Genomic DNA, 14,492 nt, shown 5'->3' with positions numbered 1-14,492 from the left:
GGCCTTGCCTGAATGCGGTCGAATAGAATGACCGATATTAGGACAGTCAGGCAGGCTGTGCACTCTGCGCCCGACATCCGGTGAAGATTAGAGGTGTTGGCCTCAGTGGCGATCGATGACCAGTCGTGGCGGAGGAATGACGGTCGCGACAGGCTCGGTCATATGGGGGGACGGCAAGGGACGGATCGGCACATCCATTTTCCACGGCACGATGCTGACGGAAATACGCGCGGGCACCAGAGGGATGCGGATGGTTCCCGGCCGGGAGACGACCGCGATGCCGCCTGCGTACACCGCGATCAGCGCGCCCAGAACGCCAAGTTTCCAGCCCCGCCGCTTCGGGCGTTTGGGAAGATCGGGCGGATCGGAGCGCAGCAGCCGGTTCATGCCTTTGCGCGCTAGCGGATTGGCGGGGCGGGCGCAATCGTCTCTTTCGCAGGCCATGAGGTTTACTTCATCTGCCGATGGGGCACATTTCTTCTTTCTTCCCACATCCGAGACGCCCGTGCCCTCCTTCGATCCGGCTTTTCTGCTCCTTTCATGACGGTGTGGCTCGATCCTCTCGTCATCGTGCTGTGGCTCATCGTCCTTGTGGCCGGTTCGCTGCATCTTTCCGGTGCGGCGCCGTGGTCGCGCATCCGGCCGCGTTCGGCGGAAGATGTGCTGGATGCGCATAAAAGCCTGCCGGCCTGGGCCATCTGCCTGTCCATCGTGGCCACGGAAACCTCCACGCTGACAGTCATCAGCGTGCCGGGCATCGCGTGTGCTCGGGGAATGGTGTTCGTGGGGCTGGGCACGGGGTATTTTCTGGGCCGCCTGATGGTCGCTCGTGTGCTGTTGCCGCTCTACATGCGGGGAGATCTGGACAGCGCCTACCAATATCTCGGCACGCGGTTCGGACGCCGGATGCAGCGGCTGGCGGCCCTCACGTTTCTTCTCACGCGCCTGTTGGCAGAAGCGGTGCGTCTTTTTGCCGCGACCCTGCCCATCTGTGCCCTGTTGGCGGCGCGCGGGATGGGTGTGCCCCCTCTGGTCGTGCTGTTGGGAATGACCGGGCTGACAACTCTCTATACGGCTATCGGCGGTCTGCGCGCCGTGGTCTGGTCGGATGCCGCGCAATTTCTGCTCTATACCGTGGGCGCGGCTGTGTGCTGCGGGATTCTGGCTCATGGGCTGACGGCTGCGGATATGACCGCTCCGCCCGCTTTAGGGCTGCTTTCGCCTTTTGACTGGCATGCTCCGGTCCTCACTAGCCCCTATGCGCCGCTGACCGCCCTCATCGGAGGCGCCATTCTGTCCATGGCCTCCCACGGCACGGATCAGCTTATGGTGCAGCGTGCGCTTGCCGCTCGCAGCCTGCGCGACGCGCAACGCGCGATGGTGGGAAGCGCCGTGGTGGTAACGGGCCTGTTTGCGCTCCTGTCTCTTGTGGGCATCTTTCTACGGCTGCGGGCCGGCGGGCTTGCTCAGGCGATGAACGGTCTGAAATCGCCGGATGAGCTTTTTCCGCAGTTCATTGTTCACGATCTGCCGCCCGGTCTGTCCGGGCTTCTCGTGGCGGGGATCATCAGCGCCACGATGGGATCGCTTGCCTCCGCCCTCAACGCCATGACCGCCTCGACCTTTATCGACATTGTGGGCCAACCGCGCCCGGCCAGCCGCAGTCTGGTTGGAGCGGTGACCGCGCTCTGGGCGTTCGCGCTCATTGCTGTGGCCTGCGTCTTTTCGGCATCGTCCACATCCGTGCTGGTGTTCGGGTTTCAGGTCGCCGGATATTCATGGGGCGCGTTGCTGGGCGCGTTCCTGCTGGGGCTGTTGCGGTCTCGCGTGACGGAAATCCGTGCGATGGTGGCCTTTCTGGTCACGCTGGCGGTCATGAGTTGGGTTGTGCTGGGTGTGCGGATCAATGGGGCGTCGCTGGCTTTTCCGTGGTTCGTGCCACTGGGCGTGGCGATCACCCTTGCTGTCGGCTGGTTTCCCGTTGGCAGGACAAGGTGATCCTTTGGCGTTCCTGCTGCGTTGAATAAGGACATTTTTGGGAGACAGGTTCGATGGATATCCGGCACGACAGCGCGGCGCAGCGTTTCGAAACTGAGGAAGACGGTCAGGCGGCATGGCTCGATTATGAACGCGACCCCGATGGTATCGTCACGATCACACACACGATTGTGCCCGATGCGCTCGGAGGGCGGGGCATTGGTTCCGCGCTGGTGCGGGCTGCGTGGGACTGGACGCGGGAGACAGGCGTACCGTTGCGCTCGACATGCTCTTTCGCGACGGCTTGGTTGAAGCGGAATGCGTGATCTGAACCCGGTCTGATACCGTTTCCCTATGATGGTACCGATATCCACGAATGGGTACAATTTTATGTATCGATGAAAACAAAAGACCGGAACTGTCAGGAAATATTTTCGTTGTTGGAAATGGCAGTCTGTACAGTGGTGGAGCGCGGCAAAGTAGGACGCGAACTGAAGGATGTTGCGGTAATGAGAAACACACGATGGCCGGTAAGCGTGTGTCGGTTTCTGTCGCTGTTTTCCGTCATTGCAGGTGCATCGGCCTATGCGGAGACTCCACAGAGCCGTCAGTCGGTTGGCAACCTTGTGACAGTGAAAAAGCTCAACTGGCGCATTGCGGAGAGCCTTGCTGGCGAGGCGGTGAATGCCTGCGAGAGGCAGGGGTATTCCGTAACAGCGTCAGTCGTCGATCCATCAGGGCATCAACAGGCGGTCATCAAGGGTGATACCGTGCCGCTTCAGTCTCTTTCGGTTTCCTACCGCAAGGCTTACACGGCCTTCTCTTACGGAATGGCTTTCAACAAGAACTCCACGAGTGAACTGATAGCCGCAAAAGTAACGGGACCGCTCGACGGTGCTGTTCTGGCGACCGAACCCGAAATTATTTTCATCGCCGGTGGTGTCACGTTGCGAACTGCAGACGGCACGGTCATTGGCGGGATCGGTGTTTCAGGCGCGCCCGGTGGCGACAAGGATGAGGCGTGCGCAAGAGCGGCAGTCGATAAACTGCAAACCTCTTTCAGATAAGAGTCCCGCTTTTCTCGCGATCCGATGTGCCGTGTTCCATGGTGTTGGCGCGAACACATGATCGGCACAGTGCCGCCTGCGTGAGGGTTTCAGCACGTTGCGGCGATGATCCTATGAATCCACGTCTCCGCAGGCTGGATGAGGACCGCGTCTTGTCCGATCTTACGGACTTCCTGACCAAGATATGTCCGGCGTCCGGCAATGCCGGGGAATATTTCCGTTCCCCGCACCAGCACCCGGTCATCCGCCCGGATCGGGCTGTCCGGGCTGACAAGCAGCAGACTCTCGGGACGGAAGAGAGGTTCGGCGGAGATGGTGTCCAGGCGCACTCCGTAGTCATTGGGGCCGATCTCGGCAAAGGGAGAGGAGATATCCAGCCAATCCAGTCCCACGGGCAGGCCCGCGCGGTTGAATAGTCCCGTAGCATCAAGCGCTGAGAGCGGCAGGATGCGAAGGCGCAAACGGTTTTCCGCATGAGGCATTGGCGCGGAGGGGTGCGCCATTCCGAGCGTGAGGCTGGCGAAGTCGGTCAGGGACAGTCCGGCGGCGTCCAGCAGGTCCAGCAGGGTTTCCATGCGGGGCAGGCGGATATGCCCGTCATGTGAGAGACGGCGGGAGGGATTGAGTGCCGTGGGATCCAGTCCCGCCGCGCGCGCCAGACCGGAGGGAGTGAGCCCGTGTTCCGCCGCCATGTGGTCGATCGTGTCCCAGATGGTGCGGGCCAACGTGTGACGACGGTTGGACATCGTCATGCTTTTTTCCGCAGCACTTCGCTGCGGTGACGTGCTTCGCCTTCGGGGGTGATGTGAAACCGCCCGTCCTCCTCCGTGCAGGCGAATCCCCGCTTTTCCAGACGCTCCAGACAGGGTTCATCCACCAGCCCTTGAGGGCGACCATGCGCGCCCGAAAGACGCAGTCGGTGCAGCGCCGAGCGACAGCAGGTTTCGAGATAGGGTTCGTTCCACATGAAGCGACTGTCCGCAATCGGATGCCGTCATGCAACTGCCGCGCCCGCTTTCCGTCGCGTGGGTGGCATGAACACCGGCCTCACTGTATAGGACATGCAGCTTTTTTCGCGAACGAGGCAATTCATGAGCGCAGACTTCACCGACTACAAGGTCAAGGACATCTCTCTCGCTGAGTGGGGCCGCAAGGAAATCTCCATGGCCGAGGACGAGATGCCCGGCCTGATGGCGCTCCGTGAGGAATACGGCAAGAGCCAGCCACTCAAGGGCGCGCGCATTGCCGGCTGTCTGCACATGACGATCCAGACCGCTGTGCTGATCGAGACGCTGGTGGCCCTTGGCGCAACTGTCCGCTGGTCGTCGTGCAATATCTTTTCCACGCAGGATCATGCCGCTGCCGCCATTGCGGCCGCGAAGATTCCCGTCTTCGCCTGGAAGGGGCTGAACGAGGAAGAGTTCGACTGGTGCATCGAGCAGACCATCAAGGGACCGGACGGCTGGACGCCGAACATGATCCTCGATGACGGTGGCGATCTGACCGTCATGATGCACGACAAGTTCCCCGAGCTTCTCAACGACGTGCGCGGCCTGTCCGAAGAGACGACCACGGGTGTGCATCGTCTGTGGAAGATGCAGAAGGAAGGCACGCTCAAGGTTCCGGCGATCAACGTCAACGACAGCGTGACCAAGTCCAAGTTCGACAACCTGTATGGCTGCCGCGAGAGCCTTGTGGACGCGATCCGTCGCGGCACGGACGTGATGATGGCGGGCAAGGTTGCTGTCGTCGCCGGTTATGGCGATGTGGGCAAGGGTTCGGCGGCTTCGCTGCGCAATGCGGGTTGCCGTGTGCTCGTGACCGAGATCGACCCCATCTGCGCGCTTCAGGCCGCGATGGAAGGTTATGAAGTGGTGACGATGGAAGACGCGGCTCCGCGCGGCGACATCTTCGTGACCGCCACGGGCAACGAGGCGGTCATCCGTCTGGAGCACATGCGCGAGATGAAGAACCGCGCCATTGTGTGCAACATCGGTCACTTCGACTCCGAGATCGAGGTCGGCGCGCTGCGCAATTTCAAGTGGGACAACATCAAGCCGCAGGTGGATGAAGTTCTCTTCCCCGACGGCAAGCGTCTGATCCTGCTGTCCGAGGGGCGTCTGGTGAACCTTGGTAACGCCACGGGTCATCCGTCCTTCGTAATGTCGGCATCCTTCACCAACCAGACGCTCGCGCAGATCGAACTGTGGACGGCCAAGCCCGGCCAGTATGAGCCGAAGGTGTACACGCTGCCCAAGAAGCTCGACGAAAAGGTCGCGGCCCTTCATTTGGCCAAAGTTGGCGCGCATCTGTCGAAACTCTCTCAGACGCAGGCCGATTATATCGGTGTGCCGGTCAACGGTCCCTTCAAGCACGAAGAATACCGTTACTGAGATCGTCTCCCGCAGAGCGGCCCCGTGCGGGCAGTTCTGCGGCCTGAGCAAACAGAAAGGAGCTCTTTCATGAGCATCTTCGGTTCCATCGTTTCCGCTATCTTCGGCCATGCAAAGGCGGCTCCGACCACCAACACGACGCCGGCTGCCGCTGGTGCTGCTGGCGCTCCCGGTGCGGCTCCGCCGGCCGCTGGTGTGGCGCCCACCGCGCCGGTTGATGTCGATGCGGTGCTGGCCGATCTGGCCGCGAAGTCCGGTCAGACGCTGAACTGGCAGACCTCCATCGTCGATCTGCTCAAGCTGCTCGGCCTCGACAGTTCGCTGGAAGCGCGCAAGCAGCTTGCCACCGAACTGCATTACACGGGCGATCAGAATGACACGGCCACGATGAACGTGTGGCTGATCAAGGAAGTTCGTCAGAAGCTGGCCGAAAACAACGGCAAGGTTCCCGCCGGTCTGTAAGGTCGGATGGTAAGGGCGGCTTTGGTCGCTCTCGCCAGAAATGCCCCGGAGATTGCCCTTTTCAGGGGCGGTCTTCGGGGTTTTTCATGTCTGGTCCCATGAGGAAGAAGGGGATGGTCAATTGAGCGTCACTCTTTATGGCATTCGTAACTGCGACACGATGAAGAAAGCCCGTGCATGGCTGGACGCGCATGATGTCGCCTATGTCTTTCATGATTATCGCAAGGATGGACTCGATCCGGACCGACTGAAGGCGTGGGTAAAGAGCGTGGGATGGGAGGCGCTGCTCAACCGGGCGGGTACGACGTTCCGCAAGCTGCCCGACGCTGCGAAGGCCGATCTGAACGATCGGAAGGCCATGGCGTTGATGGAAAAACAGCCCGCCATGATCCGTCGTCCCGTTCTGGAGACGGCAAAGGGACTGGAGATAGGCTTTCGCCCTGAGCGTTACGCGGCCCTCTTCGCGGGGTAAGTGGAAGGAAGGCTTTGCGCGTTCGGTAACGCCTGCCGACTCTCTTGCGTCCGCCTGTCGCTCTGGTGAATGCTTCCGGCGTGCGGAAAATTCTGATTGCGAAGAGTAGTGCGTCACGGACAGGAGAGAGCATCGCATGAATGCCGAGAAACCGCTTCATTTCGTCACGCTTCTGGGCAGCCTGCGCAAGGCGTCCTTCAATGCCGCCGTCGCTCGCGCGCTTCCCTCGCTGGCGCCGGACGGTGTCGCGGTCACGCCGCTGGGTTCCGTGGGTGAGTTTCCGCTCTACGATCAGGATATACAGGATGCGGGTTTTCCCGCGCCTGTGTTGGCCATGGCCGATCAGATTCGGGCGGCCGATGGCGTTATCATCGTCACGCCGGAATACAATTATTCCATCCCCGGCGGTCTCAAGAATGCGATCGACTGGCTGTCGCGCATTTCACCGCAGCCTTTGGCGAGGAAACCTGTGGCCATCCAGACAGCCTCACCCGGCATGATCGGCGGCGCACGGGCGCAGTATCATCTGCGGCAATCCCTGGTGTTTCTCGATGCCGTCGTTCTCAACAGGCCGGAAGTGATGATCGGTCAGGTGGCCGATAAGGTGGGAGCGGACCCGCTGGAACTTACGGATGCGGCCACCCGCGCCTTTCTGACACGCCAGCTTGGGGCGCTCGCGACATTGGCCCAGAAAGTGAAAGGCTGAGGAGATGCGTTCCGCACTTTGGTGAAAGTCTGCGGAAGGGAGCGGTCAGAAGTCCTACATAGGGACCGCTCAGGGCTTGGATCTACAATAAAAAGGGCGAGAAAGACCTCCTCAATCGAGGGAGTCTTTCTCTCCAGAGATATGGTTTACCGCAGCGCCAGAAGGTGATGCGCGGTTCCCGCGTGTAAGGCCGTCGCCGGATTGGTGGGGCCGAGAGCGTGGACCACCACCGGGTCGAACAGACGGATGAACGTGTCAGGATGAATGCCCATCCACAGCGTGACGATGGCCAGTGGCGCGAGCACCGCGATCTCGGGGCCGGAGAGGTCACGCAGCAGGCTCACCGTGTTCTTGACGGCGCCGAAGATAACGCGGCGATAGAGAGCGAGCATATAGACCGCCCCCATGATCATCGTCGTGCCCGCCAGCAGCGCCAGCCAGAACGAGACATGGATGGCTCCCATCAGCACAAGCAGTTCGCCCACGAAGGAGCCGGTGCCCGGGAGACCGATATTGGCCATGGTGAACAGCATGGCCAGCGTGGCGAGGGTCGGCATTTTGAACGCCACGCCGCCCATGGAGGCGATGTCGCGTGTCTGGGTGCGCCACGCAATGGCGGCAACGCAGAAGAACAGCGCCGAGATGACCACGCCATGCGAGAGCATCTGATAGATCGCCCCGTCCACGCCTTCCGCATCCAGCGTGAACAGGCCCACGGCAATCATGCCCATGTGGGAAAAGGAGGAGTAGGCCACCAGCCGCTTCATATCCGTCTGCGCGAAGGCGATGAAGGCGGCATAGATGATGGCGATCACGCCCAGCGGCAGGATGAAGGGTGCGAAGGCATGCACCGCGTCCGGAAACATCAGCACGCCAAAACGCAGCAGGCCGTAGGCGCCGGTCTTCGACAGGACGCCCGACAGCAGCGCGGAGGTGGCGGTCGGTGCTTCGGTGTAGGCGTCCGGCAGCCACGCATGCAGCGGGAACAGCGGTAGCTTGACGCCAAAGGCGAGGATGAAGGCCACCAGCAGCCAGCACTCCACGGCGTAGGAGAAGTGGGACTGCATCAGCGTGGGGATGTCGGTGGTGCCCGCCATGGACCACATGGCCGCCATCGCCACCAGCATGGCCAGAGAGCCGCCAAATGTGAACAGGAAGAACTGGAGCGAGGCCCAGACCCGTTTCGGACCGCCCCAGACGCCGATCATCAGGCTCGCGGGGATCAGGGTCGCCTCATAGAACAGATAGAACACCAGCAGATCGCAGGCCGAGAACAGGCCCATGAGCGCGGTTTCCAGAAACAGAACGGCGGCCATGAAATCGCCTGCGCGGCCGGTCACGCTTTTCCACGCGGCACCGATGGAAAGGGGTGTGAGGAAGGCCGTCAACAGCACGAAGACGAGGCTGATTCCGTCCAGACCGGTGTGGTACGAGATGCCAAAAGACGGCATCCACGCCAGTTGCTGCTCGTACTGGATGCCCGGCATCTGGGGATCGAAACCCGCCCAGATGACCACGGACAGCGCCAGCGTCAGCAGACTGGTCCACAGAGCGATCCAGCGGCTGGTGCGATCCGCCGTGTCCGGCGCTCCCCTGAACAGGAGAATGGCCAGTCCACCCAGAAGGGGGAGATAGGTGACGAGTGACAGAAGGAACGGATGCACGGCGTACTCTCGGGTCCGGTACCAATTACATGGACCTTAGCGCTGTCATGCTCTTACGACCACCCGTTCCTATGCTCACAACATGCGGATGACGCAGGGGTGATGGCGCAAGTCCGTCTTTTTTCTCTCGTTCGCCCATGAAAAAGCCGGATACGGGAGCGTATCCGGCCCAATCACGACCATCCTCAGTCACAGCCACCGATTTGCGGTGGGAGAGGCGCGATCAGTTGGCGGAAGGTGTCTGATGATGCGCAAGCTGGCGCTTCAGCGCAGCCAGAAGTGTCGCAACCTGCCCGCCATTGCGCTGGATATAGGCGGAGTAATCCTGACGTTGGGTCAGGCGCAGACTGGCGCCTTCCCCGATCACGTCCACGATCTTGGGGGAGCCGCTTTGCGTGCTGACGATCCACTGCATGGCGGCGTCGGGCTGCTGCGGGCGGTGCAGCACGGCGGCGACGGCCTGATCTTCACCCTGTGGCGTGGTCGTGCCGATGGTGAAACTCACGCCGCGATAATCTCCCAGCTTGTCGGTGATGGCATTGACCAGAACCTGATGGAAAAGCGAGAGATATTCCGTCTGCTGCTCAGGAGTCGCCATGCGCCAGTAGCGGCCGAGGCAGTAGCGACCAATGGCGTCCACATCCACATCGCTCTGCAGGATGGGCAGGACGTGGGCTTTTTTCTCGTCCGGCGAGAGGTTGCTGTTGACGATGGCCACGAGCCGGTTGCCCAGCGAACGGACGAACTCGGCGGCAGGCTGTGCGGCAAGAGCTGGGAATGCAGCGACGGGCAGCAGGGCTGCGGCGGCTGCGGTTCCGAGCACGAAACTGCGGCGGCTTGCGCGGATGGTCATGATGTTCGCCCTCTTGTTCTTTTTGGAAATCGATCAGTTGTACCAGTCGGGCACGGTGGCGCGATGGTCGTCCTTGATCGCCTGCGCGAGCGCCTTGCGCTGTTGCTGATAGGCGCTGCGAATGGTGGCATACGGATCGAGCGCGTCACGCTGGACCTGATCGAGATCATCGAGATGATCGGCACGGGCGTTGATGACGCCCATGATGTTGTACGCCCAGTTGAAGGTCAGCAGACCATAGCCGCGCGGCACGTAGTTCCATGGCGAGAGACCCTGATCGATCCCGTAGCCGATGCCGTCACGGATTGAGGAGGGGCCCATCATGGGAAGGAACAGGTAAGGCCCGGATTCCACGCCCCATGTGGCGAGCGTCAGCCCCGCGTCATTGTCGTGATGCGGATAACCCGCATATTTCGCGACATCGATGAATCCCCCCACGCCCGCGACCATGTTGATGCACCAGCGCACGAAGGCGTCACCCGCGCGACGTGGCTTGCCGGCCCCCACATCGTTGAAGAACACCGACGGCTCATTCATGGTCCGCACCATGTTGCCGATGGATTTACGCACCGGCACCGGCACCGCCCAGACATAGGCCTTGGCGACGGGCCGCATGGAGTATTTGTCCACCTTGACGGACAGATCGTACATCTTGCGGTTGAGCGGCTCAAAGCGGTCATTGGCCTCGTTGTATTCGGCCAGCGCCTCGGGATCCTTGGGTTTGGGCGCGACCATGGAGGAACACGCTGTCAGCATCAATGCTCCCAGTACGAGCGTACCGCTCCTGCGGGCTGCGCGATTCTTCCAGCGGGGGGCAGCGTCGGGAGAGGGTGCCGTGTGCCGTTCGTCCGTAAGTGAGCCCATGCCCGTCCGAGTCTCCGTTGTCCAACCACCAGCCCCGCCGGGCTCTCTTTCCTGCCGGATGAGGAAAGTCTTGCGCCCGCAGGAAACGGGCAATCCCGGTCTTCTCTAACATGTCGCGTTACGGATGCAATCGGCATGGGCGCGACACAGACCTTCCCTTCCGTAACGTGATCGATACGCAACGGGTTCATCGGGAAGGCAGAAAACGCGCAATGACTGCGGTGTGTCAGAACTTGCGGTCGCGCTTGATAACGTCCCAGGCCGCGTTGATACGCGCGATGGTGGCGGCCGCGTTCTCGATCTCGGCAGGGCTTGCGTTGCGGGCCGCGAGGGCGTCGGGGTGATGCTTGCGCACCAGTGTCCGCCATGTGGCCCGCAACTCGTCATTCGACGCGGTGATGGAGACGCCCAGCACGGCGTAGGCATCGTTTTCGGCCATGGCGGGACGTGAGCGGCCGCCTTCGGCCCGATCCCATGCGCCCGCGCCCAGCCCGAAGGCCTTGTGGACGTTCTTGAGGAATTTCAGTTCGGCCGGATGCAGCGGCTCATCGGTGCGCAGATCTGCCCGCGCGATGAAGAACAGCGTGCCCAGCAGTTCTTCCAGCATGAGATGATCGCTGCGGAATGTCTGTCCCAGTTCGCGGGCAAAGCGTTCGTAGTCGTCCGTGCGCTTGCGGGCCATGTCGAACAATCGCCCGACTTCGGTCGCGTTCTCGGGCGGAATCCGCAGGCGCGACTTGAAGGCGTCAATCTCGCGGCGATTCACGGGGGCGTCGCATTTGGCGAGCTTGGCGGCGAGGATGATGGTGCACAGCGCGTAAAGCTGGTCCTTGCGGCCCGTGACCGCCGCCACCTTGGCAGCCACGAAAGCCGCCGCTCCGTTGGCGTCAGGTGCCGCGCGTGCGGCCCAGCGGTCGCTCCAGCCGCCCGTAGGGGCTTCGAGCAGCGTCCCACGGTCCGCCGCATGTCCTAGGGCCGCGCCAAGCAGCGCGCCCATTCGTCCGCCCACCGCGAAGCCCGCCACGGTTCCGAACATCTTGCCCCAGATAGCCATGCTGTGAGTCTAGCACCCGGACACGGCGCACCCAAGCCCAAGCTCCGGGGGCTTAGTGGGCGGGCGTGTCGGAGGTATCATGGTCGATGGCCGAATGGGCAAGTCCCACCAGATCGGTGGCGAGACCGGGCAGACCGGCGTTCCAGACCACATCCGCGAGTTGCAGCAGCGAGTGCGAGATCAGCAGCGGGCTGGTCTGCGGACAGTGGGGGAGACGAAGGATTTTGGACGGCATGGCTTCCTCGTCCTTGGTGGGACTCCGTTTGGCAGCGGGATGCTGCGGGGCGGACGCTAGAGGATCGGTAGTTTCCGATACGTTAACAAGGCGAAGTTTGGTTAATGGACGATGCATTTCGCAGGAAAAGCCCTGGTTCGAGGGAGATGTCTCCCGATTGGGCGAACCCGCTCTGGTGCGATAACCGGCTGGTTCACCCGGGAAAATCAGGCGACTCCGGCACTTTAGGCTGTCCCAACACATTCCTCTCCTGATTTGCATCAAGCAGTGCCGCCACACGCAGGGCCGAGGCCAGCGGGCGGGATGCCCCACGCTTGCGGTCGATGTCTTCTACGAGATGCGCCACTGAAATGCCCCGCTTTGCGGCCATGCGGTCGAGCGCATCCCAGAACTCCGGTTCCAGTGCCACGCTTGTGCCGTGTCCCGACAGGACGAGGCTGCGTTTGAGCAGATGGCGGATCATGAGAGGAGCGCCTCCAGTTGTCCGCAGGCCCACGCGGCAGCTTCGGCCACGACGGGGTCGGCGTCGATCTGACGAGCTTTGGCCACGGGCAGCAGGCGCGGATCGCCCGAATTGCCAATGGCGATCAGGACATTGCGGACAAAGCGGTTGCGTCCGATGCGCTTGATGGGCGAGCCGGAGAACTGCTTGCGAAAGCCCGGATCGTCCAATGCCGCCAGATCGGCAAGTCGGGGCGCGATCAGGTCTGGGCGTGGGTGCAGTTTCATCTCGCGCGCTGTCGCCGCGAACCGGTTCCATGGGCAGACGGCCAGACAGTCATCGCAGCCATAGATGCGGTTGCCGATTGCCTTGCGGAAGGATTCAGGGATCGGGCCATCATGCTCGATCGTGAGGTAGGACACGCAGCGGCGCGCATCGAGTTGACATGGCGCGGTAATGGCCTGTGTGGGGCAGGCCGTAATACAGCGCGTGCAGGTGCCGCAGCTTCCCGCCCGGTGTGGGGTGGGTGGCAGGAGGAGCGTGGTGTAGATTTCCCCCAGCAGGAGCCAGCTTCCTTCATTGCGGGAGACGAGGTTGGTGTGCTTGCCCTGCCAGCCAAGTCCGGCTTTTTCCGCCAGCGGCTTTTCGGCCACGGGTGCGGTGTCCACGAACACCTTGACCTCACATGCCGTATCCAGCCGTCTGGCCTCGGCTACGAGAAACTGTGCCAGATGCTTGAGGCGTCCCTTGATGATGTCGTGATAATCGCGGTTGCGGGCAGAGACGGAGATGTTACCGCAGTCCGGCTTGTCCAGTGTGGCAAGTGCATCGTCCTCTGGGGCGTAGGACAGGCCGAGCGCGATGACGGAGCGCACTTCGGGCCACAGCCCTGTAGGACTGGCACGCTGCTCCATCCGTTCGGCCAGCCACGACATGGTGCCATGATGACCCGCTTCCACGAACTCCTGCAGGTAGGAGGCGACATCCGGGCCGAGTTGAGCCTCGCAGATGCCGAAATCGTCAAAGCCGAGCGCGTCGGCTTTCTCGCGCAGGCGCTCGACCAGACGGGCACTGGTCGCGGGCGTCATCAGGGCACGGGAGGGATGAAGGGGCGCGGCATCTCGTCCTCGCTCCAGTCACCTGCGGCCCATTCGGCGCGGAGGTGATTGGCATGGGTGTCGAGTGTGCCGTCCACGATGGCCGCCCGAATGCCGCGCATCAGACGTTGATAATAGGCGAGATTGTGCCACGTCAGCAGCATCGGGCCGAGCAGTTCATTGGCGCGGAACAGGTGGTGCAGATAGGCGCGTGAGTGCCGGGTGCAGGTCAGGCAATCGCAATGCGGGGAAATCGGTCGCGAATCCGTGGCGAAGCGGGCGTTGCGCATATTGAGATGCCCGCGCTCGGTATAGGCGCGGGCGGTGCGGCCCGCGCGGGTGGGCATCACGCAGTCGAACATATCCACGCCGCGCTGCACGCTGCCCAGCAGGTCATCGGGCGTGCCGACCCCCATCAGATAGCGCGGCGCGTCGGTCGGCATGAGTGGGGTGGTGACGTCCAGCGTCGCAAACATCAACTCCTGTCCTTCACCCACGGCGAGACCGCCGATGGCGTAGCCCTCGAAGCCGATGTCGGTCAGCGCCTTCACGCTTTCAGCGCGAAGATCCGGTTCCACGCCGCCCTGCACGATGCCGAACTGGCCATAGCCTTCGCGCTGTACGAACGCTTCGCGGGAGCGCGCGGCCCAGCGCATGGACAGCCGCATGGAGGCGGCGATGGCTTCGGGGGCAGCGGGCAGGGCCGGACATTCGTCGAAGCACATGGTGATGGTGGCGTCGAGCGCATGCTGGATGGCGGTGGAGCGTTCCGGATCGAGGCGATGCTCGGAGCCATCGATATGGGAGCGGAAGGTCACACCGTCCTGATCGAGCTTACGCAGCGCGCCGAGCGACATAACCTGAAACCCACCCGAATCCGTGAGGATTGGCCCCGACCAGTCCATGAAGCGGTGCAGGCCGCCAAGCTGCTTCACCCGTTCCGCTCCGGGGCGCAGCATCAGGTGATAGGTGTTGCCAAGAACGATGCCCGCACCCGTGGAGCGTACGGCGTCCATGGTCATGGCCTTGACGGTGCCCACCGTGCCGACAGGCATGAAAGTGGGCGTCTGCACCGGGCCGTGCGCCGTGTGCAATGTGCCCGCACGCGCCGCGCCGTCCGTGGCTTCGCAGATCCAGCGGAAGGAACGGGTCATGATGGTTCTCCTGTGAGGGGATGCTGAGGTGTCACCTCACGTCCCGGCAGAG

At 62.3% G+C, this 14,492-nt stretch carries 18 protein-coding genes; 7 read left to right on the top strand and 11 right to left on the bottom strand.

Translation table 11 applies throughout. The features are described 5' to 3' along the window. Window positions 1-102: 102 nt before the first annotated feature. Window positions 103-444, bottom strand: a complete 342-nt coding sequence (locus tag GOB87_RS06990) for a hypothetical protein (RefSeq protein ID WP_166314220.1) — start codon at window positions 442-444, stop codon at window positions 103-105. Window positions 445-540: 96 nt separating this feature from the next. Between GOB87_RS06990 and GOB87_RS06985 the strand changes: the two genes are divergently transcribed. The 3 genes from GOB87_RS06985 to GOB87_RS06975 all read left to right on the top strand — a co-directional run bounded on the left by GOB87_RS06985 (window position 541) and on the right by GOB87_RS06975 (window position 3,044). Further along, the gene (locus tag GOB87_RS06985) at window positions 541-1,998 is read left to right on the top strand and encodes a sodium:solute symporter (RefSeq protein WP_166314217.1); all 1,458 of its coding nucleotides are present in this window, start codon (window positions 541-543) and stop codon (window positions 1,996-1,998) included. Between the two features lie 53 nt (window positions 1,999-2,051). Continuing rightward, entirely contained in the window at window positions 2,052-2,303 is a 252-nt protein-coding gene (locus tag GOB87_RS06980; protein WP_166314215.1) for a GNAT family N-acetyltransferase, read from the top strand. A 183-nt stretch (window positions 2,304-2,486) separates the two neighbouring features. Continuing rightward, window positions 2,487-3,044 carry a GlcG/HbpS family heme-binding protein gene (locus tag GOB87_RS06975; RefSeq protein ID WP_166314212.1) on the top strand — a complete coding sequence of 186 codons (558 nt, stop codon included), beginning with the start codon at window positions 2,487-2,489 and terminating at the stop codon, window positions 3,042-3,044. Between the two features lie 89 nt (window positions 3,045-3,133). Here GOB87_RS06975 and GOB87_RS06970 read toward each other — a convergent pair whose 3' ends face one another. Both GOB87_RS06970 and GOB87_RS06965 read right to left on the bottom strand, forming a co-directional pair. Further along, window positions 3,134-3,796 carry a helix-turn-helix transcriptional regulator gene (locus GOB87_RS06970; protein WP_166314209.1) on the bottom strand — a complete coding sequence of 221 codons (663 nt, stop codon included), beginning with the start codon at window positions 3,794-3,796 and terminating at the stop codon, window positions 3,134-3,136. After that, window positions 3,793-4,011 (bottom strand): hypothetical protein, encoded by a 219-nt coding sequence (locus GOB87_RS06965; protein WP_166314208.1) that lies wholly within the window; start codon window positions 4,009-4,011, stop codon window positions 3,793-3,795. Before GOB87_RS06965 ends, GOB87_RS06970 begins: the two co-directional genes overlap by 4 nt. A gap of 124 nt (window positions 4,012-4,135) precedes the next feature. On the opposite strand from GOB87_RS06965, the gene ahcY reads away from it, so the two are divergent. From ahcY to GOB87_RS06945, 4 genes are all read left to right on the top strand, one after another. After that, entirely contained in the window at window positions 4,136-5,437 is a 1,302-nt protein-coding gene (gene ahcY, locus GOB87_RS06960; RefSeq protein WP_166314206.1) for an adenosylhomocysteinase, read from the top strand. Between the two features lie 69 nt (window positions 5,438-5,506). After that, window positions 5,507-5,899 carry a DUF3597 domain-containing protein gene (locus tag GOB87_RS06955; RefSeq protein ID WP_166314204.1) on the top strand — a complete coding sequence of 131 codons (393 nt, stop codon included), beginning with the start codon at window positions 5,507-5,509 and terminating at the stop codon, window positions 5,897-5,899. Between the two features lie 121 nt (window positions 5,900-6,020). After that, window positions 6,021-6,371 (top strand): ArsC family reductase, encoded by a 351-nt coding sequence (locus GOB87_RS06950; RefSeq protein ID WP_166314202.1) that lies wholly within the window; start codon window positions 6,021-6,023, stop codon window positions 6,369-6,371. Window positions 6,372-6,507: 136 nt separating this feature from the next. After that, on the top strand, window positions 6,508-7,077 hold the full coding sequence (locus GOB87_RS06945) for an NADPH-dependent FMN reductase (RefSeq protein WP_166314200.1): 570 nt from the start codon (window positions 6,508-6,510) through the stop codon (window positions 7,075-7,077). 146 nt (window positions 7,078-7,223) lie between these two features. On the opposite strand, the gene GOB87_RS06940 is transcribed toward GOB87_RS06945, so the two are convergent. The 8 genes from GOB87_RS06940 to tgt all read right to left on the bottom strand — a co-directional run bounded on the left by GOB87_RS06940 (window position 7,224) and on the right by tgt (window position 14,440). Further along, on the bottom strand, window positions 7,224-8,741 hold the full coding sequence (locus tag GOB87_RS06940) for a complex I subunit 4 family protein (RefSeq protein WP_166314198.1): 1,518 nt from the start codon (window positions 8,739-8,741) through the stop codon (window positions 7,224-7,226). A gap of 223 nt (window positions 8,742-8,964) precedes the next feature. Further along, the gene (locus GOB87_RS06935; RefSeq protein ID WP_166314196.1) at window positions 8,965-9,594 is read right to left on the bottom strand and encodes an MlaC/ttg2D family ABC transporter substrate-binding protein; all 630 of its coding nucleotides are present in this window, start codon (window positions 9,592-9,594) and stop codon (window positions 8,965-8,967) included. Between the two features lie 33 nt (window positions 9,595-9,627). After that, the gene (locus tag GOB87_RS06930) at window positions 9,628-10,350 is read right to left on the bottom strand and encodes an MlaA family lipoprotein (RefSeq protein WP_242006221.1); all 723 of its coding nucleotides are present in this window, start codon (window positions 10,348-10,350) and stop codon (window positions 9,628-9,630) included. A 334-nt stretch (window positions 10,351-10,684) separates the two neighbouring features. After that, window positions 10,685-11,512: a TerB family tellurite resistance protein gene (locus tag GOB87_RS06925; protein WP_166314192.1), complete on the bottom strand. Its 828-nt coding sequence runs from the start codon at window positions 11,510-11,512 to the stop codon at window positions 10,685-10,687. Between the two features lie 52 nt (window positions 11,513-11,564). Next, the gene (locus tag GOB87_RS06920; protein ID WP_166314190.1) at window positions 11,565-11,747 is read right to left on the bottom strand and encodes a hypothetical protein; all 183 of its coding nucleotides are present in this window, start codon (window positions 11,745-11,747) and stop codon (window positions 11,565-11,567) included. A gap of 193 nt (window positions 11,748-11,940) precedes the next feature. Further along, the gene (locus tag GOB87_RS06915) at window positions 11,941-12,210 is read right to left on the bottom strand and encodes a ribbon-helix-helix domain-containing protein (protein WP_166314188.1); all 270 of its coding nucleotides are present in this window, start codon (window positions 12,208-12,210) and stop codon (window positions 11,941-11,943) included. After that, window positions 12,207-13,277: a tRNA epoxyqueuosine(34) reductase QueG gene (gene queG, locus GOB87_RS06910; protein ID WP_166314186.1), complete on the bottom strand. Its 1,071-nt coding sequence runs from the start codon at window positions 13,275-13,277 to the stop codon at window positions 12,207-12,209. Before queG ends, GOB87_RS06915 begins: the two co-directional genes overlap by 4 nt. Then, entirely contained in the window at window positions 13,277-14,440 is a 1,164-nt protein-coding gene (tgt, locus tag GOB87_RS06905; protein ID WP_166314184.1) for a tRNA guanosine(34) transglycosylase Tgt, read from the bottom strand. Before tgt ends, queG begins: the two co-directional genes overlap by 1 nt. Window positions 14,441-14,492 lie beyond the last annotated feature (52 nt).

Origin of the sequence: Acetobacter estunensis (genome assembly GCF_011516945.1) — a bacterium.
In the GTDB taxonomy this organism is placed as follows: Bacteria; Pseudomonadota; Alphaproteobacteria; order Acetobacterales; family Acetobacteraceae; genus Acetobacter; species Acetobacter estunensis.
The sequence above is the reverse complement of the archived record's forward strand: the minus strand, read 5'-3'. Positions and strand labels throughout refer to the sequence as shown.